The 17361-nt window shown below is 69.3% G+C and carries 19 protein-coding genes and 1 pseudogene; 8 read left to right on the forward strand and 12 right to left on the reverse strand.

What is annotated here, in order from left to right; genetic code table 11:
• Positions 1-126 precede the first annotated feature (126 nt).
• From AC0KTM_RS25825 to AC0KTM_RS25835, 3 genes are all read right to left on the reverse strand, one after another.
• The gene (locus AC0KTM_RS25825; RefSeq protein WP_225329641.1) at positions 127-660 is read right to left on the reverse strand and encodes a peptidase; all 534 of its coding nucleotides are present in this window, start codon (positions 658-660) and stop codon (positions 127-129) included.
• A 183-nt stretch (positions 661-843) separates the two neighbouring features.
• On the reverse strand, positions 844-1467 hold the full coding sequence (locus AC0KTM_RS25830; protein WP_008262954.1) for a superoxide dismutase: 624 nt from the start codon (positions 1465-1467) through the stop codon (positions 844-846).
• Positions 1468-1614: 147 nt separating this feature from the next.
• Complete coding sequence (locus AC0KTM_RS25835) at positions 1615-1770, reverse strand: hypothetical protein (protein WP_008262955.1); 156 nt, start codon at positions 1768-1770, stop codon at positions 1615-1617.
• Between the two features lie 449 nt (positions 1771-2219).
• Here AC0KTM_RS25835 and AC0KTM_RS25840 point away from each other — a divergent pair, with 449 nt between their 5' ends.
• Positions 2220-3269 (forward strand): DUF4328 domain-containing protein, encoded by a 1050-nt coding sequence (locus AC0KTM_RS25840; RefSeq protein WP_238955519.1) that lies wholly within the window; start codon positions 2220-2222, stop codon positions 3267-3269.
• Positions 3270-3273: 4 nt separating this feature from the next.
• Complete coding sequence (locus AC0KTM_RS25845) at positions 3274-4098, forward strand: glycerophosphodiester phosphodiesterase (protein WP_225329639.1); 825 nt, start codon at positions 3274-3276, stop codon at positions 4096-4098.
• Between the two features lie 11 nt (positions 4099-4109).
• On the opposite strand, the gene AC0KTM_RS25850 is transcribed toward AC0KTM_RS25845, so the two are convergent.
• Positions 4110-5051 (reverse strand): LCP family protein, encoded by a 942-nt coding sequence (locus AC0KTM_RS25850; protein ID WP_308011590.1) that lies wholly within the window; start codon positions 5049-5051, stop codon positions 4110-4112.
• A 282-nt stretch (positions 5052-5333) separates the two neighbouring features.
• Positions 5334-6122 (reverse strand): DUF2470 domain-containing protein, encoded by a 789-nt coding sequence (locus tag AC0KTM_RS25855; protein ID WP_225329637.1) that lies wholly within the window; start codon positions 6120-6122, stop codon positions 5334-5336.
• Between the two features lie 90 nt (positions 6123-6212).
• Here AC0KTM_RS25855 and pheA point away from each other — a divergent pair, with 90 nt between their 5' ends.
• Both pheA and AC0KTM_RS25865 read left to right on the forward strand, forming a co-directional pair.
• The gene (gene pheA / locus AC0KTM_RS25860) at positions 6213-7163 is read left to right on the forward strand and encodes a prephenate dehydratase (RefSeq protein WP_225329636.1); all 951 of its coding nucleotides are present in this window, start codon (positions 6213-6215) and stop codon (positions 7161-7163) included.
• Positions 7160-7846: a histidine phosphatase family protein gene (locus tag AC0KTM_RS25865; protein WP_225329635.1), complete on the forward strand. Its 687-nt coding sequence runs from the start codon at positions 7160-7162 to the stop codon at positions 7844-7846. Before pheA ends, AC0KTM_RS25865 begins: the two co-directional genes overlap by 4 nt.
• An 8-nt stretch (positions 7847-7854) precedes the next feature.
• Here AC0KTM_RS25865 and AC0KTM_RS25870 read toward each other — a convergent pair whose 3' ends face one another.
• From AC0KTM_RS25870 to AC0KTM_RS25880, 3 genes and pseudogenes are all read right to left on the reverse strand, one after another.
• Positions 7855-8046, reverse strand: coding sequence for a hypothetical protein (locus AC0KTM_RS25870; protein ID WP_008262971.1), 192 nt, complete (start codon positions 8044-8046; stop codon positions 7855-7857).
• Positions 8043-8445, reverse strand: a pseudogene (locus tag AC0KTM_RS25875) (metallopeptidase family protein). The gene AC0KTM_RS25870 and the pseudogene AC0KTM_RS25875 overlap by 4 nt, the downstream one beginning before the upstream one ends.
• A 3-nt stretch (positions 8446-8448) precedes the next feature.
• A complete protein-coding gene (locus AC0KTM_RS25880) occupies positions 8449-9813 on the reverse strand; it encodes a septum formation family protein (RefSeq protein WP_238955521.1) in 1365 nt (454 codons plus the stop codon).
• A gap of 111 nt (positions 9814-9924) precedes the next feature.
• Here AC0KTM_RS25880 and serS point away from each other — a divergent pair, with 111 nt between their 5' ends.
• The gene (gene serS, locus AC0KTM_RS25885; RefSeq protein ID WP_472417049.1) at positions 9925-11184 is read left to right on the forward strand and encodes a serine--tRNA ligase; all 1260 of its coding nucleotides are present in this window, start codon (positions 9925-9927) and stop codon (positions 11182-11184) included.
• An 18-nt stretch (positions 11185-11202) separates the two neighbouring features.
• On the opposite strand, the gene AC0KTM_RS25890 is transcribed toward serS, so the two are convergent.
• Positions 11203-11952, reverse strand: a complete 750-nt coding sequence (locus AC0KTM_RS25890) for an AraC family transcriptional regulator (RefSeq protein WP_472417051.1) — start codon at positions 11950-11952, stop codon at positions 11203-11205.
• A gap of 55 nt (positions 11953-12007) precedes the next feature.
• Here AC0KTM_RS25890 and AC0KTM_RS25895 point away from each other — a divergent pair, with 55 nt between their 5' ends.
• Positions 12008-12577: a class I SAM-dependent methyltransferase gene (locus AC0KTM_RS25895; protein ID WP_472417053.1), complete on the forward strand. Its 570-nt coding sequence runs from the start codon at positions 12008-12010 to the stop codon at positions 12575-12577.
• Here the strand turns inward: AC0KTM_RS25895 and AC0KTM_RS25900 are convergent.
• Positions 12574-13071 carry a DUF2834 domain-containing protein gene (locus AC0KTM_RS25900; protein WP_225329630.1) on the reverse strand — a complete coding sequence of 166 codons (498 nt, stop codon included), beginning with the start codon at positions 13069-13071 and terminating at the stop codon, positions 12574-12576. The genes AC0KTM_RS25895 and AC0KTM_RS25900 overlap by 4 nt on opposite strands.
• A gap of 87 nt (positions 13072-13158) precedes the next feature.
• On the opposite strand from AC0KTM_RS25900, the gene AC0KTM_RS25905 reads away from it, so the two are divergent.
• Both AC0KTM_RS25905 and AC0KTM_RS25910 read left to right on the forward strand, forming a co-directional pair.
• The gene (locus AC0KTM_RS25905; RefSeq protein ID WP_225329629.1) at positions 13159-13806 is read left to right on the forward strand and encodes a TetR/AcrR family transcriptional regulator; all 648 of its coding nucleotides are present in this window, start codon (positions 13159-13161) and stop codon (positions 13804-13806) included.
• A gap of 49 nt (positions 13807-13855) precedes the next feature.
• Positions 13856-15418, forward strand: a complete 1563-nt coding sequence (locus tag AC0KTM_RS25910; protein ID WP_238955533.1) for a phytoene desaturase family protein — start codon at positions 13856-13858, stop codon at positions 15416-15418.
• Here the strand turns inward: AC0KTM_RS25910 and AC0KTM_RS25915 are convergent.
• Together AC0KTM_RS25915 and AC0KTM_RS25920 are read right to left on the reverse strand one after the other, a co-directional pair.
• Complete coding sequence (locus AC0KTM_RS25915) at positions 15415-15756, reverse strand: hypothetical protein (protein ID WP_238955535.1); 342 nt, start codon at positions 15754-15756, stop codon at positions 15415-15417. The two genes, AC0KTM_RS25910 and AC0KTM_RS25915, sit on opposite strands and share 4 nt — an antisense overlap.
• Positions 15753-17303: an MBL fold metallo-hydrolase gene (locus tag AC0KTM_RS25920; protein WP_238955537.1), complete on the reverse strand. Its 1551-nt coding sequence runs from the start codon at positions 17301-17303 to the stop codon at positions 15753-15755. The genes AC0KTM_RS25915 and AC0KTM_RS25920 overlap by 4 nt, the downstream gene beginning before the upstream one ends.
• Positions 17304-17361: the final 58 nt, after the last annotated feature.

A 17361-nucleotide genomic window follows, 5' to 3' on the forward strand; every position in this document is an offset into this window, starting at 1 on the left:
GACCGCGGCCCGACGTGACGGTCGAGAGGCCGGGGTGGTCGCGCATCGCCGCGAGCGCGAAGGACGACGCCCCCACCGGAAGGGTGAATCGCGATTCGCGCCGCCGCGGTGTGCCCGGCGTTGGCGCTATGCGGCGAGAAGCATCGCCAGGATTGCCGTGTCGGGATGGCTGATCGGGTCGATGCCGACCCGGCTCACCATCGAGGTGATGGTGCCGTCGGCTTCTGCTTCCACCCAAGCCGCCCGGTGTTCCAGGCCGAGGTAGGGCAATCCGGGCAGCAATACGCATCCCGATGCCGCGCCCGTGCATTCGGGCAGCGACGGCGTGGTTTCCGACGGCGGGTGCAGCATGAGCAGCGCGGGGGGTTGATGGTCGGCGAAATAGCCCGGCTGGATAGCTGATTCACCAAAAACCGTGCCCTCGGCCAGCACCAGGCCGACCGTGTCCGGCTCGGGTTCGTCGGGCAATTCCTCGCGGGCGCCGAACACCGTTGTGGTGGACAGCAATCCGGGCAAGGACGCGATCCTGACTGCGACCATGAGGAGTTGGGCCCACTCTTTCGTCGAGTCCGGCCAACGTCCGGAGATCAGGAACCCCTTCAGGGCGCCGCGGGAATGGAACGGGGAAACCCCGATAGGTCGGTCCGACCCAGTTTCCATCTCGACCTCCGCGCGACGCCTCCGTTGGGAATAACCACACTGGTAGTCCGAATAATTAAGAATGCCTGCGGATTAGGCGCCGTGCAACACGACACGGTCTCTTCACACCCGGCCGATTCGGGCCGGACAAACGACTGGGGCGCCGCGCAATCCGCGCGACGCCCCCGCCGATCGAAATGAAAGTCAGCCGAAGATCAGGCCCTGGGTTTTCGAGGTCGCGGCGGCGTACCGCTTCTGCACGTCGGCCCAGTTGACCACGTTCCAGAACGCCTTGACGTAGTCCGCCTTGACGTTCTTGTACTGCAGGTAGAAGGCGTGCTCCCACATGTCGACCTGCAGCAGCGGAATGATGCCCAGCGGAACGTTGGCCTGCTGGTCGTAGAGCTGGAAGGTCAGCAGCCGGCTGCCGAGGGTGTCGTAGCCCAGCACCGCCCAGCCCGACCCCTGCAGGCCGTTGGCCGCCGCGCTGAACTGCGCGCGGAACCGGTCGAAGGATCCGAAGGCGTCGTCGATCGCGGCGGCCAATTCGCCGGTCGGCTTGTCCCCACCGTCCGGCGACAGGTTCTTCCACCAGATGGAGTGGTTGACGTGGCCGCCCAGGTGAAAGGCCAGGTTCTTTTCGTTCAGGAAGATCGCAGCGTGATCCTCGTTGGCACGGGCCTCTTCGAGCTTGGACAGAGCGTCGTTCACGCCTTTGACGTAGGTGGCGTGGTGCTTACTGTGGTGGATCTCGTTGATCTGACCTGAGATGTGCGGTTCCAACGCTGCATAGTCCCAGTCCAAGTCGGGCAGGGTGTATTCAGCCACGGCGTTCCTTTCTTCGATTATCGTCTTGACGCTCAGTCGCGCGGGCCGCCTCACGGCGGCCGGCCGTTATCAACCCTGCTCCATGAGCGCGCGCACCGCAAGAATGACCCTTGTTGAGCCGCAAGGCGAATACCCGCTCGGATCAGTTCAGAACAAGACGATGACCGCGAGCACCGCCAGTAGCGCCAACGCGATCAATCCGGCGCGCAGCGCCGCGATGGTGTAGCTGTGATTCCACGCGGGCGAGCCGCAATACGACTTCGACGCGGCCGGTGAGCCCGGACCGAACGAATGCGTGGCCATCAATCGCCTTCCACCCCCCGGTTCACCTCGCTGTGAGTGAGGTGAGTCACAAACACTTTCGCGAACGCGATCATAGCGCTTTGTGACGGTGTTGCGAAAATAAGGCTCTGAGCTGCGGGTTATCGATAGTCGGGAGGTCTGTGGCCGCAATAGGCGGGGCTGCGCGCCGATGCTTAGCGAGGCAATCCATTTCGCTCGGCGGCGGATTTGAGCCGTCTGTGACATGCGTAGAACACCGCGACGTTATCCACAGTGGCTGCGCGGCTCGGCGCCAGAGGCAGTAGCGATGGTTTCCTGTACCCCCTGGGTGTATGTGGATAAACCTGTGGAAACTGTGGATAGCCAGCGGCGGCCGATGACGTTGCCCACGCGGCGGCGGGGCTGGATTGCGCCGCTCCTCAACGGCCCGCGTTCCGCGGCCCGCATCGTCGCGGCGCTAGTCTGGTCCGGTGATCCAGGTGTGCTCCCAGTGCGGCACCCGCTGGAACGTGCGCGACCGGCAACGCGAGTGGTGCCCCCGCTGCCACGGCGCCCTCATGGCGCCCCTGCCGCAGTCCGCGCCCACCGACCCGCGATGGGGCTCGGCGGGCGCCCCGCCCCCGGCCGGACAACCGCAACGGTCTCCCGGGTGGCAGCGCACCCCGCCGCGGCTGCCGCCCGGCTATCGCTGGATAGCGGTGCGTCCCGGCGCCGCGCCACCGGCCAGACACGGCCGGCGCCCCCCCGGGCCCACGCCGCGCTATGCGGTGATACCGCGTTGGGGCTTGGCGGACCGCGTGGAACAGGCGCCCGCCGTCGCCGAAGCCGGCGCGCCGCCGGGCCCGTCGGGGCAGATCATCCGCACCACCTCATTCGTGAGCGTGCTGGTCCTCAGCATCGCCGCCCTGGTTTACGTCGTCCGCTACGTGCTGCTGGTCATCAACCGGAACACCTTGCTGAACTCGTGGGTGGCCCTCGCCGCCGACTGGCTCGGCGTGCTCGCCAGCGTGGGCGCGGGCGCGGCGGTGATCGCGTCGGGCGTGCTGTTGATCCGTTGGATGATCGCGCGGCGTGCCGCCGTGTTCGCCCATCACGGGCTGCCCGAACCGCGCTCCACGCGGGCACTGTGGGCCGGCTGCGTCGTGCCGCTGGCCAATCTGCTGTGGGCCCCGGTGTACGTGATCGAGCTGGCCCTGCTCGAGGACCACTGGGCCCGGCTACGCCGGCCCGTCCTGCAGTGGTGGCTCGCGTGGATCTGCAGCTACGCCGTCTCGATCGCCGCCATCGTGACCAGCTTCGCCACCGACGCCCAGGGCATCGCCAACAACACCGTCCTGATGGTCGTCGCCTACCTGCTCGCGGCCGCCACCCTGGCCGCCGCCGCCCGCATTTTCGAAGGCTTCCATCGCAAACCCGTGGCGCGGCCCGCGCATCGCTGGGTCATGGTTCCCGACGACGGTGCCGCCGCACCGGCTTCGGCCGACCCAGTTGAGTTCAAGGGGCAGGAACCGGCAGCATAGGGATATGACGTGGGCCGACGAGGTGCTCGCCGGGCATCCGTATGTCGTCGCCCACCGCGGCGCTTCGGCCGCGCTCCCCGAACACACGCTGGCCGCCTACGACCTCGCGCTCAAAGAGGGCGCCGACGGCGTCGAATGTGACGTGCGGTTGACCCGCGACGGGCATCTGGTGTGTGTGCACGACCGCCGGCTGGATCGCACCTCGACCGGAGCCGGCCTGGTCAGCACGATGACACTGGCTCAGTTGCGCGAGCTCGAGTACGGGGCGTGGCACGACAGCTGGCGCGAGGACGGCGCCCACGGCGACACCAGTTTGCTGACGCTCGACGCGCTGGTCTCGCTGGTGCTGGATTGGCATCGGCCGGTGAAGCTCTTCATCGAAACCAAGCACCCCGTCCGGTACGGCTCGCTGGTGGAGACCAAGCTGCTGGCCCTGCTGCACCGTTTCGGCATCGCCGCGCCCGCCTCCGCCGATCGGTCCCGCGCCGTGGTGATGTCGTTCTCGGCGTCCGCGATCTGGCGGATCCGGCGGGCCGCGCCGCTACTGCCCACCGTGCTGCTGGGCAAAACCGCGCGCTACCTGACCAGCGGCGCGCCCACCGCCGTCGGCGCCACCGCCGTCGGGCCGTCGCTGCCGACGTTGAAGGAATATCCGCAACTGGCCGACCGCGCCATCGCCCAGGGCAGGGCCGTCTACTGCTGGAACGTCGACGACTACGACGACATCGATTTCTGCCGCGACGTCGGCGTGGCCTGGCTGGCCACCCACCACCCGGGCCGCACCAAGGCGTGGCTGCGGGGCGATTCGGCGGGGCAGGTCAGCATCTAGTTCGACCGCTGCTACTGGCCATCCGCCGTGGGGGGCGGCAACGGCGCGTCGGCGGCCAACGCGTCGAACAACCGGCCGGCCTCCCCGTGATTCCACACCACCACCGCGCCGGCGTCACCGGTGGTGAACTCCCCGATCGGGACGGTCATGGTGGCGGTGGGCCCGTGCAACGCCCACCCCAGCCGGGCCAGATCCCACGCGTGGTCGTCCTGGTCGACGGTCAGGGCGCCGGCGGCCGCGCGCGGCACCGAATACCAACGCCAAGGGTTGAGCCACACCGCCGGGCTGGCGGCGCGATGCAGCAGTTCGGCCATGAACTGGCGCTGATTGACCATCCGGTCCAGATCCGCCCTCGGGGTGTCGCGCGTCCTGACGTATCCGAGGGCGTGCCGGCCGTCGAGCGTCTGGCAGCCGGCCGGCAGGTCGATGCCGGCCAACGGGTCATCGATCGGGGTCGTCGGGCACACCGTCACCCCGCCGAGCGCGTCCACCAGCGCGGCGAACCCGCCGAATCCGATCTCGGCGTAGTGATCGAGGCGCAACCCGGTCGCCTGTTCCACGGTGCGCACCAGCAACCGCGCGCCACCCATCGAGAACGCCGCGTTGATCTTGTCCTTGCCGTGGTCCGGGATCGGCACCAAGGAATCGCGGGGTATCGACACCATCGTCGTCGGCACCCCGGACCCGACGCCCGGCACGTGAACCAGCAGGATCGTGTCGGTGCGGCCGTCACCGATGTCGCCGCCCGTGGCCAAATCCTGTTGTTGCGCGGCGCTCAGGCTCTGGCGGCTGTCCGAGCCGACGATGAGCCAGTTGGTGCCGCGGCCGGGCCCGGGACGTTCGGCATAGTCGGCGAGCACCCGCTCGCGGTGCAGCTTGGTGTCGAACCAGACGGCGCCGGCGACGACGCCCGCGCCGATCAGCAGCACGCCCACCAGCAGCGCCGACAGCACCGTCCGGATCCAGCGGCGCCGCTTCCGGGGCGCGCTCGGCGCGCGTGGTCGTGGCGGGGGTGGGGGCACCGCCCGGCGCAGCGGCTGGGTCTGCGTGGTCGGCGACGGCGGCGGGGCACCGTCGCGGCGCATCACCTGCGGCGGCTCGGGGCGCGGTGGGACCGGCGGCCCCGGCCGTGCGGGCCACCGACGCTGCGGTGAGCGGTCGCCGTTCACCCGGTTAACGTACGTGGCCGGCGACCCGCCGCGCCGCTACGCCGCGGTCGGGCTAGGTCAGGACGGCTAGCCGCGCGCCCGCAGCCCGTTGATGAACGGGCACCCCATCAGCACCCGAATCGCCTGGCGCAGGCCGATCATGTCGTCCACCGGTTTGTGGAACGGCAGCCGGACGTCGTGGTCTCGGTCGTTGCCCTCGACGCGGAACCGCACGCCGTAGCGGTCGAGCCCCAGCGGTCGCACGTGCCCGCGGCGCAGGGGCGCCGGCAGCCGGGACACCAGCCGCGCCATGACGTCGCTGTGGGCGGCGTCGAGGTGCCGCAGCAGGCCCGACTCGAGCTCGCAGAACGGGTCGGGCCGGGCCGCAAGGAGGTCGTCCACGGCCACCGGCTCCGCGCCGGTCGCGTCGGTGACCACGACCGAGGCGATCTCGAGCCGCAGCAGCGTGTACCGCTGCTCTTGCCCGCCGGCGGGCGCACACCTCGGGGTGTCGACGCCCAGCAACGCCGGATTCGGGCATTCGGCGGCGATCGCGTCGAGCGTGGTGAGGATCTCCCCCGGGGGCACCTCCTGCAGGCGCCCGCGCACCCACACCAGCGAACGGACCGGTTCGCGCAGCGGAAGCGGCGCGTAATCGGTCAGCTCCAGCAGAGCCTGCGATCCCGCGGCGGGCCGCCCGCGCTCCCGGTCGACGGGCAGCGCCAGCGCGAAGAAGCCATCGTCCATCAGGTGATGCACGGGCGTGGGGACCGGGTCGTCGTGCTCGATCGCCAGGAGCGCGCCGCCGGCGCGCACGCACGCGCTGCGAATCCGTTCGGCGGTGGTCGGGGCGTGGCAGCTCTGCGGTAACACCATTCTCATCCTTATGCTTAGGTAAGCCTAAGTTAACTTACGTCGGTTGGCGTCGCAAGGGTTTTCTGTCGGGCGCGCCGCTAGGGTTGGGACGTGGCCCGCATCGCTTACCTCGGTCCGGAAGGGACCTTCACCGAGGCGGCGCTGCGACAGATCACCGCCGCCGGGCTGGTTCCCGCGCCGGGGTCCGGCGGGGTGCAGCCGTTGCCGGTCGACAGCACCTCCGCGGCCCTGGACGCGGTGCGCGGCGGCGCCGCGGACTACGCGTGCGTCCCGATCGAGAACTCGATCGACGGATCGGTGACGCCGACGCTGGACAGCCTGGCCATGGGCTCGCGGCTGCAGGTTTTCGCCGAGACGACGCTGGACGTCGCGTTCAGCATCGTCGTCAAACGGGGATGCCGCGCCGCCGACGTGCGCACCTTGGCCGCCTTCGGAGTCGCGGCCGCCCAGGTGCGGCAGTGGCTGGCCGCCCACCTGGCCGATGCCGAACTGCGGCCGGCCTACTCCAACGCCGACGCCGCCCAGCAGGTGGCCGAGGGTCGGGTCGACGCCGCGGTGACCTCGCCGCTGGCCGCCGCCCACTGGGGGCTGGACACCCTGGCCGACGGCGTGATCGACGAACCCAACGCCCGCACCCGCTTCGTGCTGGTCGGGCTGCCGGGGCCCCCGCCGGCCCGCACTGGAGCCGATCGGACGTCGGTGGTCTTGCGCATCGACAACGCGCCGGGCGCATTGCTGGCCGCGCTCGCCGAGTTCGCCGTCCGTGGCATCGACCTGACCCGAATCGAATCCCGGCCGACCAGAACCGGACTCGGCACCTACCGGTTTTTCGCCGATTGCGTGGGGCACATCGACGACGACGCCGTCGCCGAGGCACTCAAGGCGCTGCACCGTCGTTGTGCCGATGTGCGATACCTGGGATCTTGGCCGACCGGTTCACCCGCCGGGGCGCTGCCGCCATCCGCCGACGAGGCGTTGCGCTGGCTGGAGCGGGTCCGGGACGGAAAGCCCGAACAGCCCGCCGGGGGGTCGCAACGGTGAGCGGTCGCCTGATCTTGGTGCGTCACGGCCAGTCCTACGGAAACGTCGAGCGCCGGCTCGACACACGCCCGCCCGGGGCGGAGCTGACTCCGTTGGGCCGCGACCAGGCCCGGGCGTTCGCCCGCGGGTCGGCCCGGCCGGCGATGCTCGCGCACTCGGTGGCCACCCGGGCCTCGCAGACCGCGGCGGTGATCGCGGGCCAGCTCGCGATGTCCGCCGTCGAAGTCCCCGGCATCCACGAGGTGCAGGTCGGCCGGCTGGAAGACCGCAACGACGACGAGGCGGTCGCGGAGTTCAACGCGATCTACGACCGCTGGCATCGCGGCGAGCTTGACGTGCCGCTACCCGGCGGCGAGACCGGCAACGACGTGTTGGACCGCTACGTGCCGGTGCTCACCGACCTGCGCCTGCGCTACCTCGACGACCACGACTTCCACGGCGACATCGTCGTCGTCAGCCACGGCGCGGCGATCCGGCTGGCCGCCGCGGTGCTGGCGGGCGTGGAGGCCGACTTCGCGCTCGACAATCACCTCGACAACGCCCAGTCGGTGGCCTTGACCCCGATCACCGACGGCCGGTGGAGTTGCGTGCGCTGGGGAACGTTGACTCCGCCCTTTTATCCGGAGGCCGAGGCGACCCCGGTCGCGGACGCGGTGCGGTCAAGCACCGACCCGATGGGCTGAGGCGTCGATCAGACGGCCAGCGCGATCACTTCGGTGCAGGCGCAGCCGACGGCGTCGCAGTCGATGACGAAGGCGTGCGGCAACAATTCGGGGCTGAAGCAGTCCGGCTCCGTGCACTCCGACCGGTGCAGCGCGTGGTGAATGATGGTGCCGTGACAGTGATCTAAGCCTGCCCGGCAGTCGCGGCAGTCAGTGCTCATACGCCGTTCATAGCACCCGGCGCCGACAAATCCGGGACGCCGCGCCCGTCAGGCCCAGCCCAGTTCGTGCAGCCGGTCGTCGTCGATGCCGAAGTGGTGGGCGATTTCGTGGATCACCGTGATCGCCACCTCCTCGACCACCTCGGCCTCGGACTCGCACGCGTCCAGCAGCGCCCCGCGGTAGATGGTGATGGTGTCCGGAAGCGCGCCGGCGTAGTCGGAGTCGCGCTCGGTCAGCGCCACCCCCTCGTAGAGCCCGAGCAGTTCGGCGTCCTCGGGATGGCGGTCTTCGACCAGCACCACGACGTTGTCCATCGCCGCGGCCAGCCCGGGCGGTATCAGGTCGAGGGCATCGGAGACCAGTTCGTCGAAGCGCCGCGGGTCCATCCGCACGGGCACCGGCTAGCCCCCCGGCGGGGGCTCGGCAGGCGCGGCGGGCGGGGGCGGCGGTGGTGGCGCCTCGGGCGCCGGGTTGGCGGGCGGTGCCCCGTTGTCCGCCGGCGGCGGCGGGGCTTGCTGCGCGGGAGGCTGCTGCTGGGGTTGCGGCGCTTGCTGGGGTTGCGTCACCACGGGTTGCTGCCCGGGCAGGTGCTGATTGTTCGGCGGGATCTCCGGCGCGGTCGTGGACTGGTTGGACGGCGCCTGCGCCGGGACCTGCAGCGGAATCGGCGGCATCGTGAGCCGCTCTTCGGGGATGTCGGGGGGCGGCACCGGCGGCTGACCGTTGATCAGCAGCTGACCCTTGGCGCTGTTCAGCAGCGTCGCCCAGCCCCCGTTGCCCAGCGTCGCACCGATGCTGCAGGCCACCTCGCGGCTGCCGGCCGTCCAGCTGGACAGCGGCACCGTGGGGTAGATCAGCGTCAGCGTGGTGGTGCGCAGCTTCACCGGCGCCAGGTACGCGTCGGTCATCTTGGTGCACGAATCCTTGATGAAGCCGTCCTGATCCGGCTCGGCGGGCAGGGCGTCGGGGAACTTCTCGGCGAGGTTGACCGTGCCGGTGACCTCCATCGCATGCGGGGCCGCGCAGTCGACCGGCACATCGGTCGGCTGATTGGTCGCCGGATCGATACCCAGACAGGTGCCGGCCGGCCAGACCTTGGACTGGTCGACGTCGGCGACCTTGCCCTTGAACGCCTGCTGCTGGTTGTTCGTGGCGGGCAGTTGCAGGCCGCACAGCATGCGGCGATCGCCGGACTGGCGCCACGCCCGGTCGCCGGGCCACAGCAGGCTGACGGTGAACTTGCTGTTCGGATCGAACTTGAGCCCGAGGTAGTTACGGACGGAAGCCTCGCACTGCTCCTGGGTGATCTGCTGGATGCGGGCCGGCGTCGGAGGTGCGGCGTTGGGCCCGTACTCGGAGCCCGGGAACGTCCGCATATCGATGGAATCGGCCACCTCGAACTTGTGGTCGTCGCCGCAGTTGACGATCTTCGCCGACTCCGGCGTGGCGTCGGGCCACATCAGGCATTCCCCGCGGGAGGCGCGGTTGAGGGCCGCGTCGCTCTTGGCCCCGGTGCTGCGCACGGGGCTGCTGTCGAGGAGCCGTCCCGATTCGGTGCTCACCGGGATCGCGGTGACCAGCCCGGCGATCAACAGGCCGCCGAGCGCGGTCAGCAGCAGCGCCCGCCTGGTCGCCCGGGCCTGCAGGCTGCGCGGCCACAAGAAGGCGGACGCCTGGTCGGACGGCTCACCGGTCGAGGCGGCGGGCGTCTCGACTGCGGGGGCTTCCGAAAGGTCCTTCTCGGGCGCTTGCGACATCGGGTCCATTCTGACAGGACCACCTGTGGTGCGTGACAAAAGTTACGGATGTGAGTCCTGAGCCGACCGGTGCGGATGCTGCGCCCGTCGACCGGTGCCGGTGAAAGTAGTCTCAGGGCCGTGATCGACCTGAAGCTGCTCCGGGAAGACCCCGACGCCGTGCGCCGCTCCCAGCTCAGCCGCGGTGAAGACCCGGCGCTGGTGGACGCGCTGCTGTCGGCCGACGCCGCGCGCCGGGCCGCCATCTCCTCCGCCGACGCGCTGCGGGCCGACCAGAAGTCCGCCAGCAAGAGCGTGGGCGCCGCGTCGCCCGACGAGCGGCCCGCGCTGCTGGCGCGCGCGAAGGAGCTGGCCGAGCAGGTGAAGGCCGCCGAGACCGCCCAGACCGAGGCCGAGACGGCGTTCACCGCGGCGCACATGGCCATCTCGAACGTCGTCATCGACGGGGTCCCGGCCGGCGGGGAGGACGACTTCGCCGTCCTCGACATCGTCGGCGAGCCCCCGGCGCTCGAAAACCCCAGGGACCACCTCGAACTGGGCGAGTCGCTGGGTCTGATCGACATGCAGCGCGGCGCCAAGGTGTCCGGCTCCCGGTTCTACTTCCTGACCGGTCAGGGCGCGCTGCTGCAGCTCGGCCTGCTGCAGCTGGCGCTGCGGGTGGCCGTCGAGAACGGCTTCACCCCGATGATCCCGCCGGTGCTGGTGCGCCCCGAGGTGATGGCCGGCACCGGCTTCCTGGGCGCCCACGCCGACGAGATCTACCGCATCGAGGCTGACGACCTCTACCTGGTGGGCACCTCGGAGGTGCCGTTGGCCGGCTACCACTGGAACGAGATCCTGGACCTGTCCGCCGGCCCGTTGCGGTACGCGGGCTGGTCATCGTGTTTCCGCCGCGAGGCCGGCAGCTATGGGAAGGACACCCGCGGCATCATCCGGGTGCATCAGTTCGACAAGGTCGAGGGCTTCGTCTACTGCACGCCCGCCGACGCCGAGGCCGAGCACCAGCGGCTGCTGGGCTGGCAACGCGAGATGCTGGCCCGCATCGAGGTGCCGTATCGGGTGATCGACGTGGCCGCAGGCGATCTCGGCTCGTCGGCCGCCCGCAAGTTCGACTGCGAGGCGTGGGTTCCCACGCAGGGCACCTATCGCGAGCTGACGTCGACGTCGAACTGCACCACGTTCCAGGCGCGCCGGCTGTCCACCCGCTACCGCGACGAGAACGGCAAGCCACAGACCGCGGCCACGCTCAACGGCACGCTGGGGACCACCCGCTGGCTGGTGGCGATCCTGGAGAACCACCAGCGGCCCGACGGCAGCGTGCGGGTGCCCGACGCGCTGGTGCCGTTCGTCGGCGCCGAGGTGCTCGAGCCCGCCAAGTAGCTAGCGGGTCGCCATCAGCTAGAGCGCCTTGCCGGCCAGCTGGCCCGGGGTGTGCCCGAAGGCCCGCCGGAAGGTGTCGATGAAGGAACTGGTTGTGGCCCAACCGCATTCGGATGCCACGGACGTGACATCGCGCCGATCGGCGAGCAACACGAGGGCGTGTTGCAGCCGGATTTGGGTGCGCCATTGAGGGAACGTCATCGCCAGCTCGTCGCTGAACAATCGGCTCAGCGTGCGCTGGCCGACGCCGACGCGGCGGCCGATCTGTTGCAGCGTCAACGGCTCGCGCAGGTTGTCGGCGATCAAGGCGCACGCTTTCCGCAGCCGGGGGTCGACGGGGGTGGGAATCCACAGCGGCTCCGCGACGCTGGTCGCTTGCAACTGGTCGTGCAGGACCGCCAGCATCCGGTGATGCTCGGCGCTTTCGGTGCCGTCGGCCCGCGAACACGCGATGATCAGTTCGCGCATCAACGGACTGACCGCCAGCACGGCCGGCGCCGCCGGCCCGCGGCGGTAACGGCCGGGATCCAGTGCGACGCCGTGAAATTGCGTGGTGCCGTGGAACTTGTGTTCGTGCCAGCACCCGGCCGGTATCCAGATGGCGCGATTCGCCGGCGTGATCCAGGTTCCCGCCGGGGTGGTCACCGACACCGCGCCCGAGGACGGGTAGACGATCTGATGTTGCGGATGGCGGTGTCGCTCGATCCGCGCTCCCGGCGGCAGTGTCTGCGCCGACGTGACCAGTCCGTCGTGGCTGATTTCCGACATATCTCGGCAGGATATCGGAAGCCCGCAGCCGGCGTGCCCGCCTAGCGTGGGCGGTATGGCGATGAATCTCCTCCACCGACGATGCTGCAGCTCCCCATCATGGGAAAGGGAGGTGGCCGATCAGCTGCTGCCGTGGGCCTTGCAAGACGTCGAATTGGGCACGCGCACCGTGGAAATCGGTCCCGGGTACGGCGCGACCCTGCGCGCCCTGCTGGATCGCACGGACTCGCTCACGGCCGTTGAACTCGACGGCGCGATGGCCGATCGTCTGCAGCACCGCTATGGCGAGCGGGCCCGCATCATCCAGGCAAGCGGTACCGAAACCGGGCTGCCCGCCGAGGATTTCACGTCGGTCGTGTGCTTCACGATGCTGCACCACGTTCCCACCGCCGCGTTGCAGGACCAGCTCTTCGCCGAGGCGTTCAGGCTGCTGCGGCCCGGCGGGGTTTTCGCCGGTAGCGACGGCGTCCCGTCGCTGGCGTTCCGCCTGCTCCACGTCGCCGACACCTACAACCCGATCGCGCCGCAGGACCTCCCCGGCCGGCTGCGCGCCGCGGGATTCGCCGACATCCACACCGACGGCAGGCGGGGCCGGCAGCGGTGGCGGGCCACCAAACCGGGCTAGGCGGTGATCTTCGGCGCCGGCTCGCCGGCCACCTGCGCGTGCCGGCGCTGGCGTTCCATCGTCGCGAAGTAGAACGCGAACGCGAACGCGAAGCTGGTGAACAGGCTGGACACGAAGTACAGCCAGGGGTGGCGCAGTCCGCGCCGGTAGCCGTCGACGATCGTAAATATCGGCAGCAGAATCACATTCGCGATCGTGTAGTCCTGGCTGGCCGAGCTGGCGGCCGGGTTGGTGAACATCAGCCTGATGTATTCGGCCCAGCTCCCGTGCTCGCCCCACAGCGGATTGGTGGAGCCGTGCGAGTACTCCTGCACGAAGGTGATGTTGAAGTACCAGCCGAGCGCGACGGACACGATGCCGACGACGTAGTAGACGATTTCCATCGGCGAAAACAGGGGGCCGTTGGCCGGCCGGGCGAAGACCTTCGAGTTCGACGTGACGATCCAACTGATGACCGCCAGTCCGAGCACCGCGTGAGTGAGTAGCGAGACCATGGCCGCAGTCTCACCCGCGCCGCAAAGTTTTGTCAATATTGACACAACAAGCGAATGGCAAATCCGACCTCTTGGTATCTTGCTGCAATGGTCAGGCCCGCTCAGACGGCGCGCAGCGAACGCACCCGCGAAGCGTTGCGCCAGGCCGCCCTGGTGCGATTCCTGGCCCAAGGCGTCGAGGACACGTCGGCCGAACAGATCGCCGCCGATGCCGGGGTGTCGCTGCGGACGTTCTATCGCCACTTCAGCTCGAAGCACGATCTGTTGTTCGCCGATTACACCGGGCTGCACTGGTTTCGCGCGGCCCTGGACGCCAGGCCTGCCGACGAGCCGATCATCGACTCGGTGCAGTCGGCGATCTTCTCGTTCCCGTACGACGTCGACGCGGTCACCAAGATCGCCGCGCTGCGCCAGGACGAGCTCGACCCCGGCCGCATCGTCCGCCACATCCGCGACGTCCAGGCCGATTTCGCCGACGCCATTGCGGCACAGTTGCAACGGCGTGGTCGTGGGACCACGGGTGCCGCGGAGCCGACGGCCGATCAGCGGGTGCGCACCGCGGTGACCGCGCGGTGCATCGCGGCCGCCGTCTTCGGCGCGATGGAGGTCTGGATGGTCGGCGACGACCGGTCTCTCGGCGAGCTCGCGCGGCTGTGCCACGCGGCGCTGGAGTCGCTGCGAGCGGGAATCACCGACTCCTGGATCACCGCTACCGCCCGCAAAGTTTCGTCATAATTGACAAAACTTTGGGGTCGTGCGAGCCTCCTTTGCGGAGGGCAACGACATGACTGGTTATGACGCGATCGTTATCGGCGCGGGGCACAACGGGCTGACCGCCGCGGTGCTGCTACAGAAGGCCGGGCTGCGGACGGTGTGCCTGGATCCCAAGCTCTACGCGGGCGGGATGGCTTCCACCGTGGAGCTTTTCGACGGGTATCAGTTCGAGATCGCCGGCTCGGTGCAGTTCCCGACGTCACAGGTGGTGGTCGACGAGCTGGGCCTGGACACCATGCCGACGATCGACCTGGACGTGATGTCGGTGGCGGTGCGCGGCGTCGGGGACGATCCGCTGGTTCAGTACAGCGACCCGGTCAAGCTGTTCACCCACCTCAACGAGGTGCACGGCGCCGACGCCGTCAACGGAATGGCGGGGCTGATGGCGTGGAGCCAGGGCCCCACCCGCGCGCTGGGCCGGTTCGAAGCCGGAACACCACCCAAAAGCATCGACGAGATGTACGCCTGCGCCACAAACGAATTCGAGCGCTCGGCGATCGACGACATGCTGTTCGGCTCGGTCACCGACGTGTTGGACCGGTACCTCCCGGACCGCGAGAAGCACGGCGCGCTGCGCGGCTCGATGACCGTGCTGGCGGTCAACACGCTCTACCGGGGTCCGTCCACGCCGGGCAGCGCCGCCGCGCTCGCCTTCGGCCTCGGCGTTCCCGACGGCGACACGATGCAGATGAAGAAGCTGCGCGGCGGCATCGGCGCGCTCACCTCGCACCTGTGCGACGTGCTGCAAAGCCACGGCGGCGAACTTCGGTTGCGCACCAAGGTGACCGAGATCCTCGTCGCGGACGGCCGGGTGAGCGGGGTGCGCACCGAGGCGGGGGAGATCCTGCACGCCCCGATCGTCGTCTCGGGCATCGCCCCGGACACCACGCTCAACGACATGATCGATCCCGCCGCGCTGCCCGCCGACATCCGGGCGCGCTATGCGCGCATCGACCACCGGGGCAGCTACTTGCAGATGCACTTCGCGCTGGACGAGGCGCCCGCCTTCGCCCCGCCGTACGAGGCCCTCAATGAGCCGGCCATGCAGGCCTCGATCGGCCTGTTCTGCACGCCGGAGGAAGTCCAGCAGCAGTGGGAGGACGCGCGGCGCGGGATCGTTCCGGCCGACCCCACCGTGGTCTTGCAGATCCCCTCGCAGAACGACCCGGACCTCGCGCCGGCGGGCAAGCACGCCGCGTCGGCGTTCGCGTTGTTCTTCCCGATCGAGGGCGATGTCGATTACGGGCAGGCCAAGGTCGAAATGGGTCAGCGGGTGATCGACAAGATCACCCGGCTCGCACCGAATTTCGAGCGCAGCATCATCCGCCACACCACCTTCACGCCCAAGCACATGGGGGTGATGTTCGGCGCGCCGGGCGGCGACTACTGCCACGGTCTGCTGAACGCGAATCAGATCGGCCCCAACCGGCCGGGCCCGAGGGGCTTTTTGGGCCAGCCGATCCCGATCGAGGGACTGTATCTGGGCAGCGCGGGCTGCCACGGCGGACCGGGGATCACGTTCATCCCCGGCTACAACGCGGCGCGACAGGCGCTCGCCGACCGGGGCCGCTAGCCGCGCCCGCTGAGCAATTCGTCGAGCAGGGCGGTGAACTCGTCGGCGCGCGCCGGCGTGAACGCGGGGCTGGGCCAGGTGCCGGGCACGTCCAGGGTGATCAACGTCGACCGGAACGGCCGCTGCACGTCCAGCGGCAGCCAGCGGCGGAAGTCCGAGCTGCCCCAGATCCGGAACCGCTGCGTGAAAAGCCCCAGCTTTTCGGCTTTGTACCCGCGGATCGCCCCGAGTGCGATGACCTTCGATGTGCCCGATGGAAAGTGGTAGCGGCGCAGCGTGATCGCCGCGCGATCGAGCTGAACCAGCCCGTCGTCGTAGGAGTCGTAGGGATTGTTCACGCCCGGCGGCTCCGCAGCTGGTGGCCCCGCGCGGTCAGGCAGCGCCCGTCGTCCAATCGCCACTGCCAGCCGTGCAGGTTGCAGGTCAACGTGTTTCCTTCGACCACACCGAATTTCGACAGGTCGGCCTTGAGGTGGGGACAGCGGCGCTGGATCTCCCAGCCGTCCAGCGTGACCGACGCCGAGTCGTCGTGGGTTTCGGCGAACCAGCCGTCGGCGTAGGCGATGCGTTCGTCGGTCAGGCACTTGAAGAAGGTGTAGAGGTACTCGTTGTAGCCGCCGACCCGCCACGCCCGAAAGCGGGTGGACAAGAAGATGGTGTTGACCCAGTCGGGTTCGCGGTCGCGCAGCACGGTGCGCACCAGCTCCGGTGCGATCTCGAATCCGTAGCGGACCTTCTCGTCCGGAATCCGTTCCCGCACGGCGCGTTTCGGGAAGTCCAGGATCACCGTCTCGGGACCGAGCACCAGTTCGACGGGGTAGCCGATCCCGTCGCAGATCTCGTCGCTTTGGGACATGATCGGCTCGAACAACGCGCGCAGCGGTTCCAGGAGGGGCTCCCCGGCCGCGGGGGCCCAGCTCGCCCGCTCGGCGGCGACGACGGGCGCCATCCGCTCGGCGTACGCGGCGATGTAGTCGGCCTTGCCCGTGGTGAAGATGGCCTCGACCTCGTCGGTGGGCAGCGGGTGGCGCAACGAATTCAGGGTGGAGCCGGTGAAGTCGGCGGTCGACCCGGGGATCATCAGCAAGCCGCCGTCGTGGCCGTGCGTGCGCATCTGGTCCAGGAACACCATTTGATCCGGGAAGATGTTCGCCGGATCCGCGTGGTCGTCGTTGAGGTGGCGTAGCTCGGGATCCAGGAAGCAGGGCGGGCCCGCCGACGGGACCACCCACGTCGCCCCTACCTGGGCGAGGTATTGGCGGGCGCGGTCCATCTGCCGTTGCCGCTTCTGGACGCCGAAGGACTCCTTGGCGCGGGCCGGCATGTCGTAGACCATCGGGTACCAGATCGCTCCGGAGTACTGCAGCAGGTGCACGTCGATGTGCCCGAACTCGCAGGCCACCACGTCCAGGTCGACCGGCCGCGCGTCGTTCATGTTGAAAACCGTTGTGGCGCCGTCGCAGACCAGTAGCGCCGAGTCGCCGATCGGGCCGTCGGCGGGCGCCCGCAGGGCGATGATCATGACGTCGAGGCCGCCCCGGGGGCCCTCGATCCGATGCTTGACCGAATCGCTGGTCTCGAAGAATCGGTGAAAGCCCAATTCCTGCAACGCGTTTCGCAGGTCGGGCACGGGGAAGTCCGGCAGCAGCACCGTCGCGTCCTTGTTGACGTGCTCGGCCAGGTTCTTCGCGTCGAAATGGTCCTTGTGCAGGTGCGACACGTACAGGTAGTCGCAGGCACCCAATTTGTCCCAGTCCAGCGCGCTGTTGTCCGGGAACGGGAACCAGGATGCGAAGTAGGCGGGATTGACCCAGGGGTCGCAGAGGATGCTGCCCGCTTGGGTCTCGATCAGAAATCCGGCGTGGCCTACGCTGGTGACCTGCACTAATACCTTTCCGGGGGACGCTGGGGGACCGATTCGGTGCCGGCCGGCGACGGCGGCT

It is taken from the genome of Mycobacterium sp. NTMscope_Eco_3 (assembly GCF_976985685.1).